Genomic DNA, 9,276 nt, shown 5'->3' with positions numbered 1-9,276 from the left:
ATATGTCTCGTTGCCCATAGGGAAATCAGGGTAACCTATAAGACCAATTCTTTTATCAGTCTTTGCAAGCCCGGCCAGCAGGTCAATCTGACCGTCTAAAAGCATTTTATATAAATCGGCAAAGGTTCCGTATACGTATTCATAACGCCAGCCCGTGTATTCTGAAATTTTCCTATAGTATTCATAGGCATAACCGCGCCGTATGTCACCGGGATTTGCGCCTGTTTGAAAGGCACCGTTTTCGTAATATCCGACACGTATCCGGGAGGAATTTTTTTCGGCGGATATCGGCTGCGCTGCTGTAAGCAGAATCAAAAGAACAGTGGATAAAATGAATAAAATTTTACGCACGAAAATCACTTCCATTCAGCTTTATTCACGACCGGGCTTAGATAAGTAATGCAGTATAGTTTGTTTTACATAATTCGACGGGGCAATTTAAATTCCTGCATGGAAATGGTTGTGAAATTCTTAAAAGCTTCATTGAATAGATGGAAATATTAAGTCCTGATGAAAGAATAGAAAAGGGTAAAAAATGTTTGCAGCATGCATGCTTCGGGCTTGTTTTATTGTAAAAAGTGTGATAAAATATTTCGCGGTGTTATAAATCACACGCATTCTGAGGTCTGTGCTGTGCTTTGCGGTTTCGCAGAGTTGATCAGACGATGAGGGGTGCGGAGGAAAAAAACAGGAGGTGCACCAATCATGGCTATGATTTCCATGAAACAGTTATTGGAGGCTGGTGTCCATTTCGGTCATCAGACGAGACGTTGGAACCCGAAGATGGCAAAATACATCTTCACGGAGCGCAACGGTATCTACATTATCGACCTGCAGAAGACAGTTCGCAAGGTTGATGAGGCGTACAATTTCGTACGCAGCGTTGCTGAGTCCGGCAAATCTATCCTTTTCGTAGGAACGAAGAAGCAGGCTCAGGAAGCCATCAAAGAAGAAGCTACGCGTGCTGGCCAGTTCTATGTCAACGAGCGTTGGCTCGGCGGCATGCTGACGAACTTCCAGACGATCCAGAAGCGTATTAAACGCCTTAAAGATCTTGAGAAGATGGAAGAGGATGGAACGTTTGACGTTCTGACGAAGAAAGAGGTTCAGGGTCTCCGTCATGAGATGGAGAAACTTGAGAAGTTCCTCGGCGGTATCAAAGACATGAACAAACTGCCGGGCGCTCTTTTCATCGTTGATCCGCGTAAAGAGCGTATTGCTGTTGCTGAGGCACGCAAGCTCAACATTCCTATCGTTGCTATCGTTGATACGAACTGCGATCCGGATGAAATCGATTATGTTATCCCGGGCAATGATGATGCAATCCGTGCTGTCCGTCTCCTGACGGGCCGTATGGCTGATGCTGTTCTTGAAGGCCGTCAGGGTCAGGGCGAAGAGACGACGGAAGCTGAAGCTGAGAAAGCTGCAGAATAATCGTTTACTCACTTAATAAGTACAGTTTAAAGAGGGGTAAGGGAGTTTATCCCTTACCCCTTATTTTTGAGAAAAGGGGATTTATTCACATGGCACAGATTACAGCCGCTATGGTTAAAGAACTGCGTGAAAAAACGGGCGCAGGAATGATGGACTGCAAAAAAGCACTGGCAGAAACGGACGGAGATCAGGCAAAAGCTATTGATTACCTCCGTGAAAAAGGCATTGCAAAGGCTGGCAAAAAGGCTGACCGTGTTGCTGCAGAGGGTGTTGTCGGCGCTTATGTTTCCGCTGACGCTAAAGTCGGTTCTGTTGTCGAAGTAAACTGCGAGACTGACTTCGTTGCAAATACGGACAACTTCCATGCTATGGTTGATAAGATTGCTAAACATATCGCTGATACGAACCCGGCTGATGTTGATGCGCTGAACGACAGCGTTATGGACGGCAAGAAGGTTTCTGACTTCATCACGGAGCAGATTGCTACAATCGGTGAGAAAATTTCCATCCGCCGTTTTGCGCGTTATGAGTCCGCAGGCCGCGTTGCAAGCTACATCCACATGGGCGGTAAAATCGGCGTTCTCGTTGAACTCACTGGCGGCGAAGCTCAGCTCGGCAAGGACGTTGCAATGCAGATTGCTGCAGCAAATCCGTCCTGCGTTGACCGCGCAGGTGTAGATCCGGCTGCTCTTGCTCACGAGCGTGAGGTTCTCAAGGCTCAGGCTCTTGAGGAAGGCAAACCGGAGAAAATCGTTGAGAAGATGGTCGATGGCCGTATCAACAAATATTACAAGGAAGTCTGCCTTGTTGAGCAGTCCTTCGTTAAGGATCCGGAACAGACGATTAAACAGGTTCTCGGCGATGTAGAGGTCAAAGGCTTCGCACGTTTCATGCTTGGTGAAGGCATTGAGAAGAAGCAGGAAGACTTCGCAGCTGAGGTTATGTCTCAGATTAAGCAGTAAGTTTTGATTATGAAAGAGGGGACACATAAGTGTTCTCTCTTTTTTTATGGAATTAAGAAGAAACTCATTGCAGGCAGGGTTTGCTAGGTGCTATACTAAAGAAAGGTATGGAATCGGAAAATGGAGGTTTGACTTTTGGCAAAATATAAGCGAGTTATTTTAAAGTTGTCGGGTGAATCCCTTGCGGGCGAGCAGGGTTTTGGAATCAACCCGGCTGTTGTGGAGGATATTGCTGTTCAGATTCGTGAAATCCATAAGGCCGGCATTGACTGTGCTGTTGTTGTCGGCGGAGGAAACATCTGGCGCGGTCTTGCAGGCAGCGCAAAGGGAATGGATCGCGCGACGGCAGATTACATGGGTATGCTGGCTACTGTCATGAATGCTCTGGCACTTCAGGATGCTCTCGAGAAAGCGGATGTGGATTCCCGCGTTCAGAGTGCTATTGATATGCGTCAGGTTGCAGAGCCGTATATCCGCCGCAAAGCAATCCGACACATGGAAAAAGGCCGTGTAGTTATTTTTGCCGCAGGTACGGGCAATCCGTATTTCTCGACAGACACGACGGCTGCTCTCCGTGCTGCTGAGATTGAGGCTGAGGTTATCCTCATGGGCAAAAAGAATACGGACGGGGTTTATGATTCCGATCCGAACAAGAATCCTGACGCAAAGAAATTTGATGAGCTTGATTATATCGAGGTTCTTCAGCGTGGTCTGCAGGTCATGGATTCTACGGCGACAAGCCTGTGCATGGACAACAAGATTCCTATTGTTGTATTTAATATTGATAAACATGAGAATATCGTGAAGGCTGCAATGGGAGAAAATATCGGTACAACCGTAGGGGGAAATCAGAGATGATTCAGGATATTTTGAACGAGCATGAAGAACGCATGAAAAAATCTATCGAGGCTTTGAAGCGTGAATTTGCTTCTCTGCGTGCAGGACGTGCTACGCCGTCCTTGCTTGATAAGGTCATGGTTGATTATTATGGTACTCCGACGCCTGTTAATCAGGTAGCAAAGGTCGCTGTTCCTGAGCCGCGTATGATTCTTATTCAGCCGTGGGAAAAGCCGATGCTTCATGAGATTGAAAAGGCTCTGATGAAGTCTGATCTTGGTCTTACTCCGAATTCCGACGGAGCTGCAATTCGTCTTACGATTCCGCAGCTTACACAGGAACGCCGTGAGGAGCTCAAAAAGAGCGTCAATAAGAAGGCTGAGGACGCAAAGGTTGCTCTGCGCAATCTCCGCCGTGATGCAAATGATGCCATCAAAAAGCTTGAAAAAGCAAAGGAAATCACGGAAGACCAGTCCAAAAAGGGTCTGGACGATATTCAGAAGCTCGTCGACAAGTATGTAAAGATGGTTGATACTTCCAAAGCTGCAAAAGAAAAAGAGATTATGGAAGTCTGAGATGCATAAACTGGATGTTACAGGGAGACCATTGGATGAGGCTGAAAGCCTTTTGAAGGCGGCAGGGCTCTCCTATGTTGTCGATATAACCAGATCGACGCATCATAAATTTTCCGTCGATGAAACACGCCTGTATGTTGTAAGACAGAAAGCTGTGCCCGAGAATGGGCTGATCCATATATTGGCAGCAGCAAAACAACGAAAGGAGGTGTCTGAAGATGGCATACAAAATCAATGATGACTGCATTTCGTGCGGTTCCTGCGCTGCAGTATGTCCCGTAGGTGCTCCTGTAGAAGGTGACTCACATTATGTGATTGATCCTGACAAGTGTGTAGAATGCGGCGCTTGTGCAGCCGGCTGTCCGGTTTCCGCAATCAGCGCTCCGTGATGGAGAGGGCCCCTCTTGGGTTTTGGAGGGGCTTATTTTTTTGTAGGAGTTCTTCTTTATGTGGAATAAGTTATTTGGGTCAAAAGCGCCGACGGGAAAGAATGCGGCGCAAAGCCCACTTTATAATGATATAGATAAGTCCCGGCTTCCACGCCATACTGCTATTATTATGGACGGAAACGGCAGATGGGCAGAGGGGAAGGGACTGATTCGGACGGCAGGGCATACCGCCGGAGTAGATACTTTGAAGCAGGTTCTTAAGGTTGCTATTGATCTTGAGCTTCCTGCGCTTACGGTTTATGCCTTTTCGACTGAAAACTGGAAAAGACCTCATACAGAGGTAGATTTTCTTATGAATCTTTTTTCCGATTATCTCGCGAAGGAAATTGACGAGATGGACGAAGATAATGTTAAGCTTCGTTTTCTCGGGCGCGTTGATGACCTGTCACCGGCTTTGAAGAAGCAGGCCCGTGAGGCGGAGGAACAGACTGCGGATAATACAGGTGTTCACTTTAATGTCGCTATGAATTACGGTGGACGTGACGAGCTTATCCGCGCAGTACAGTCAGTCGCCAAAAAAACCTTGTCAGGCGGGCTTAAGCCTGAGGATATTGATGAAGCGTGTCTTGAGGCTGAGCTTGATACGGCAGGACTTCCTCCTGTGGATTATGTTATCCGCACAAGCGGAGACCAAAGATTAAGCAATTTCCTTTTGTGGCAGACGGCCTATGCAGAGTTTTATTTCACGGATATAAACTGGCCTGATTTTACACCTGCATGCTTTGTGCAGGCGCTTCGTGAGTTTGGAAATCGTGACCGCAGATTTGGCGGATTAAGTAAGAAATAAAAGGGGTATTATTTTGGCTATCAGAGTTATTACGGGAATTGTCGGCATTTCCCTGGCTGCTTTTATCATTCAGACAGGCGGGGTTGTTTACAGCGCGGCAGTTCTTTTGCTCATGCTCATTGGATGGCATGAATATGCGAAGGCGTTTTCTTCCTTTGGCAAGCCGCTTGCCTATGTCAGCGGAATGCTTGCTATGCTCAGCTTTTGGGCTTGCGCATGGAAGGGAAATGCCGAGGAGTTCATGGCGCTTTCTACTTTTTGGATTCTCTGGACACTGCTGCAGGCAGTATTTTTCCATCGTTCCTTCTCGGTAGAACAGGCATGCTACAGTGTTGCGGGAATTGTTTATCTCGGCTTTTCATTTTCACATCTTGTTCTTCTGCGTTTCTTTGACACGGGAGAAATGATGAGTACGCCTGTGGGAGATATGGAGGCAGGCTGCGCATGGCTCTGGATTGCTCTTATCGGAACATGGGCAAGCGATTCTTTTGCGTATTTTGCCGGATGTTCTCTGGGACATGTAAAGCTGTGCGAGGCTGTGAGCCCCAAAAAGACAGTTGAAGGTCTTATCGGTGGCGTAGTCGGTACTATGGCATCTGTCGCGGTACTGGGATATGCGCTTTCGCTTCCTGTTGTTTATATGGCTGTGCTGGGACTCTGCATTGCATTGGTTGCAACGGTAGGAGACCTTGTGGAGTCTGCAATGAAACGGTTCACCGGCATCAAGGATTCAGGAAATATCATTCCGGGGCATGGCGGAGTCTGGGACCGTTTTGACAGCGTGTTGTTTGTAGTTCCGTTTGTTTACTATTTTGTTCAGGTATTTACTTTCCTTAACAGGTGATTTGATGAAAAATATTGCTATTTTAGGTTCCACGGGTTCAATCGGAACACAGACTCTTGATGTTGTGCGGCGTAATCCTGAAGAATTCCGCGTTTTGGTAATTGCTGCGAATTCTTCCGATAAAATGCTTGAGGAGCAGATCAAGGAATTTTCTCCGGAGGTTGCTGTGCTTTCGGATTCCGCGGCTGCGGCACGTTTGCGTGAACGGTACAATGGAAAGACTAAAATTCTTGACGGAAAACAGGGACTCATTGACGGTGCTGTTTATCCGGGCGTTGATACTGTTGTTACATCGCTTATGGGCTTTGCAGGTCTTGCTCCTACGCTCGCGGCTTTGGATGCAGGGAAGAATATTGCCCTTGCAAACAAGGAAACTCTGGTGGTTGCGGGAGAGCTTGTAATGCGCCGGGCGAAGGAAAAAGGCGTATCTATTCTGCCTGTTGACAGCGAGCACTGCGCGTTGTTTCAATGCCTTGTGGGAGAGAACCGAGGCACTGTGGAAAAACTTATTCTGACTGCTTCGGGTGGTCCGTTCCGCGGCAAGAAGCATGATGAGCTAAAGGGTGTTTCCATAAAGGACTGTCTCAGTCATCCGACGTGGTCCATGGGAAAAAAGATAACTGTAGATTCCGCTACGCTTGTTAATAAAGGACTTGAGGTTATTGAGGCTCATTGGCTGTATGATATGCCTTATGAAAAAATTGAGGTTGTTGTGCATCCGCAGAGTATTGTTCATTCGATGGTTGCTTTCCATGATGGCGCTGTTATGGCGCAGCTGGGGATGCCGGATATGCGTCTTCCGATTCAGTATGCGCTGACGTATCCGAACCGTCTCACATCTGCGTTTCCACGGCTTGATTTCCGTGAAATCAGCAGTCTTACCTTTGAGCAGCCGGATATTGATACCTTCCGTGGGCTGAAGCTGGCTTATGAGGCAGGCAAAACAGGCGGCACAATGCCGTGTATTCTTAACGGTGCAAATGAGGAAGCCGTCGCTGCTTTTCTGCAGGGAAAAATCGGATTCCTTGATATTTATGAGTTGATTGAGCAGGCAATGAATAAGCGTGAGGTAAAATTCGCACCTGCTTACGAAGTGCTTTGCGAAGAAGATGAATGGGCGAGGGAATTTGTTAAGGCGCGAATCGCCGAAAAATAAAAATTCCCGGCTTTATTCGGGTTAGAATTTGAAAGGGAAAAAGTATGGTATATACAATAGCCGCATCAGTACTGGTTTTCGGTTTTCTCGTGCTTTTTCACGAGTTGGGACATTTTGCGCTTGCAAAGTGGACAGGAATGCGGGTGGATGAATTCGCCATAGGTTTCGGGCCGAGAATCTGGAGCAGAAAATACGGTGAAACTGAATATTCGATTCGTTGTATCCCTTTAGGCGGATTTAATGATATTGCGGGAATGAATCCGGCAGATAACGACGCGGGAGACAGAGGCTACTGCGCGAAGCCGGTATGGAAGCGTATGCTTACTATTCTTGCGGGACCTGGTATGAATTTAATCATTCCGATTTTTATTTTTGCCGTTATTTTCTTTTCCGTAGGGGTAAGCACACCGTCTACACGTCCGGAGCTTGGTGATATTCTTCCGGATAAGCCGGCTGCAATGTCAGGTCTTAAAAAAGGCGATACTATCCGTAAAATTAACGACGTTGAGGTTTACGAGTGGAGTGATATTGTCCGTGAGATTCTTGCCAATGGGCAAAAATCTATGACGGTGGATTATGTCCGTGACGGCAAGGAATATCAGACTACAATGGTGCCTGAATATGACAGGCAGAACAACCGTCCTGTGGTCGGAATCATGAGTTCGTCTGATATCCGACATCCGGGGCTGTTTGAATCCATGTATCTGGCCGCATATAAGACAGGGGTTATTATTTATGAAATGCTCAACGGGCTTGTAAAAATATTCTCAGGCTCTGCGGCAGCTGAACTGGCAGGGCCTATAGGTGTAATGCAGATGACGGGCGAGGTCGCCCAGATAGGGTTTGTTCCGCTTCTTCATTTTGCGGCGGTTCTGAGCCTGAATTTAGGCATAATAAATCTTCTGCCTGTTCCTGCTCTTGACGGCGGACATTTTGTTACGCTTGTTATAGAGGCTTTCAGAGGAAAACCTTTGGGCGAAAAGGCATTGCATTACACGCAGATGGTCGGAATCACTCTTTTGATAGCGTTGATGCTTTTTGCGACTAAAAACGATATTGTACGTATTTTCTTTGCTGGTTGAAGGTGATATTGATGGGTATTGATAGAAAGAAAACACGACAGATACATATCGGGGATGTGCTGATTGGTGGAGGGGCTCCTGTTTCCGTACAGTCAATGACAAATACAAAGACGCAGGATACGGAATCAACGGTTCGTCAGATACGTGCCCTGGCAGATGCCGGATGCGATATTGTCCGTCTTGCTGTTCCGGATATGGAGGCGGCTGAGAATTTAGGAAATATCATAAAAAAATCACCTGTACCGCTTGTTGCTGATATTCATTTCGACTACAGACTTGCTCTTGAAGCGATTCGTCAGGGAATTGCCGCTTTGCGGCTTAATCCCGGAAATATAGGCGGAGAGGAAAACGTTCGCAAGGTGGTCACGGAAGCTAAGGCCGCAGGAATTCCGATTCGTATTGGTGTTAATGGCGGTTCTTTGGATAAAAAGCTTTTGGAGAAATATGGACATGTGACCGCAGAAGCTCTTGTTGAGTCGGCAATGCAGCATGTGAGAATTCTTGAAGCGCAGGATTTTTACGATATGAAGATTTCGCTCAAGGCTCACGATGTTCCTTTGACTCTCGAAGCTTACAGGCTCATGAGCAAAACAGTAGATTATCCGCTTCACCTCGGCATCACTGAAGCGGGTACACCGCATACGGGAATGATTAAGTCGGCGGTGGGCATCGGAGCGCTGCTGGCAGAGGGTATCGGCGATACGATTCGTATTTCCCTTACGGGTGATCCTGTTGTTGAAGTAAAGGTTGCCAATGAGATATTGAAATCCTTGGGCATGAAGGAATACGGACCGACTTTGATATCCTGTCCGACATGCGGAAGGACAGCTATTGACCTGCCTGCAATCGCTTCGGAGGTAGAAAAGCGGCTCGAAGGAATTACAGAGCCCATTTCGGTGGCAGTTATGGGCTGCGTAGTCAACGGCCCCGGGGAAGCCCGTGAGGCTGATGTGGGAATTGCCGGGGGCAAAGGCGAAGGATTGGTATTCCGCAAGGGTGAGATTTTGCGAAAGGTCAGCGAGGAAGATTTAGTTTCCGAGCTGTTCAAGGAAATAGATAAGATTTTGGAAGAAAGACACGCGTAATTCGCGAAAAATCATTTAATGGGGGTTTTTGTTTTGCGTACAACACAGCTTTATGCACCAACATT

Annotated in this window: 12 protein-coding genes; 11 read left to right on the top strand and 1 reads right to left on the bottom strand. The window is 47.1% G+C overall.

What is annotated here, in order from left to right; genetic code table 11:
- Positions 1-351: transporter substrate-binding domain-containing protein (locus tag ACY69O_RS08695; RefSeq protein ID WP_462333074.1), on the bottom strand; the 351-nt coding region annotated here is incomplete at its 3' end.
- A gap of 354 nt (positions 352-705) precedes the next feature.
- Between ACY69O_RS08695 and rpsB the strand changes: the two genes are divergently transcribed.
- The 11 genes from rpsB (at position 706) to ispG (ending at position 9,211) form a co-directional block, all read left to right on the top strand.
- Positions 706-1,434: a 30S ribosomal protein S2 gene (rpsB, locus tag ACY69O_RS08690; RefSeq protein WP_462333073.1), complete on the top strand. Its 729-nt coding sequence runs from the start codon at positions 706-708 to the stop codon at positions 1,432-1,434.
- 89 nt (positions 1,435-1,523) lie between these two features.
- The gene (gene tsf / locus ACY69O_RS08685; protein WP_462333072.1) at positions 1,524-2,396 is read left to right on the top strand and encodes a translation elongation factor Ts; all 873 of its coding nucleotides are present in this window, start codon (positions 1,524-1,526) and stop codon (positions 2,394-2,396) included.
- Between the two features lie 135 nt (positions 2,397-2,531).
- Complete coding sequence (pyrH, locus tag ACY69O_RS08680; protein ID WP_462333071.1) at positions 2,532-3,254, top strand: UMP kinase; 723 nt, start codon at positions 2,532-2,534, stop codon at positions 3,252-3,254.
- Positions 3,251-3,808, top strand: coding sequence for a ribosome recycling factor (gene frr / locus ACY69O_RS08675; RefSeq protein WP_462333070.1), 558 nt, complete (start codon positions 3,251-3,253; stop codon positions 3,806-3,808). Before pyrH ends, frr begins: the two co-directional genes overlap by 4 nt.
- Before the next feature lies 1 nt (position 3,809).
- On the top strand, positions 3,810-4,046 hold the full coding sequence (locus ACY69O_RS08670) for a PASTA domain-containing protein (protein WP_462333069.1): 237 nt from the start codon (positions 3,810-3,812) through the stop codon (positions 4,044-4,046).
- Complete coding sequence (locus ACY69O_RS08665) at positions 4,027-4,197, top strand: DUF362 domain-containing protein (RefSeq protein WP_072935200.1); 171 nt, start codon at positions 4,027-4,029, stop codon at positions 4,195-4,197. Before ACY69O_RS08670 ends, ACY69O_RS08665 begins: the two co-directional genes overlap by 20 nt.
- Positions 4,198-4,255: 58 nt before the next feature.
- Positions 4,256-5,044: an isoprenyl transferase gene (locus ACY69O_RS08660; RefSeq protein WP_462333068.1), complete on the top strand. Its 789-nt coding sequence runs from the start codon at positions 4,256-4,258 to the stop codon at positions 5,042-5,044.
- A gap of 13 nt (positions 5,045-5,057) precedes the next feature.
- Entirely contained in the window at positions 5,058-5,888 is an 831-nt protein-coding gene (locus tag ACY69O_RS08655; RefSeq protein ID WP_462333067.1) for a phosphatidate cytidylyltransferase, read from the top strand.
- 4 nt (positions 5,889-5,892) lie between these two features.
- Positions 5,893-7,044 (top strand): 1-deoxy-D-xylulose-5-phosphate reductoisomerase, encoded by a 1,152-nt coding sequence (locus tag ACY69O_RS08650; protein WP_462333066.1) that lies wholly within the window; start codon positions 5,893-5,895, stop codon positions 7,042-7,044.
- 44 nt (positions 7,045-7,088) lie between these two features.
- The gene (gene rseP, locus ACY69O_RS08645; protein ID WP_462333065.1) at positions 7,089-8,126 is read left to right on the top strand and encodes an RIP metalloprotease RseP; all 1,038 of its coding nucleotides are present in this window, start codon (positions 7,089-7,091) and stop codon (positions 8,124-8,126) included.
- An 11-nt stretch (positions 8,127-8,137) separates the two neighbouring features.
- A complete protein-coding gene (gene ispG, locus ACY69O_RS08640) occupies positions 8,138-9,211 on the top strand; it encodes a flavodoxin-dependent (E)-4-hydroxy-3-methylbut-2-enyl-diphosphate synthase (RefSeq protein ID WP_462333064.1) in 1,074 nt (357 codons plus the stop codon).
- Positions 9,212-9,276 lie beyond the last annotated feature (65 nt).

Source organism: Schwartzia sp. (in: firmicutes) (assembly GCF_978017985.1).
Note: the sequence above shows the minus strand (reverse complement) of the source record. Positions and strands in the feature narration are given on the sequence as shown.

Bases quoted from the DNA above. Each gene is read 5' to 3' on its own strand.
- rpsB (WP_462333073.1), top strand. From the start codon at position 706: ATGGCTATGATTTCCATGAAACAGTTATTGGAGGCTGGTGTCCATTTC.
- ACY69O_RS08660 (WP_462333068.1), top strand. From the start codon at position 4,256: ATGTGGAATAAGTTATTTGGGTCAAAAGCGCCGACGGGAAAGAATGCG.
- ACY69O_RS08650 (WP_462333066.1), top strand. From the start codon at position 5,893: ATGAAAAATATTGCTATTTTAGGTTCCACGGGTTCAATCGGAACACAG.
- ACY69O_RS08670 (WP_462333069.1), top strand. From the start codon at position 3,810: ATGCATAAACTGGATGTTACAGGGAGACCATTGGATGAGGCTGAAAGC.
- ispG (WP_462333064.1), top strand. From the start codon at position 8,138: ATGGGTATTGATAGAAAGAAAACACGACAGATACATATCGGGGATGTG.
- ACY69O_RS08665 (WP_072935200.1), top strand. From the start codon at position 4,027: ATGGCATACAAAATCAATGATGACTGCATTTCGTGCGGTTCCTGCGCT.
- frr (WP_462333070.1), top strand. From the start codon at position 3,251: ATGATTCAGGATATTTTGAACGAGCATGAAGAACGCATGAAAAAATCT.
- tsf (WP_462333072.1), top strand. From the start codon at position 1,524: ATGGCACAGATTACAGCCGCTATGGTTAAAGAACTGCGTGAAAAAACG.
- rseP (WP_462333065.1), top strand. From the start codon at position 7,089: ATGGTATATACAATAGCCGCATCAGTACTGGTTTTCGGTTTTCTCGTG.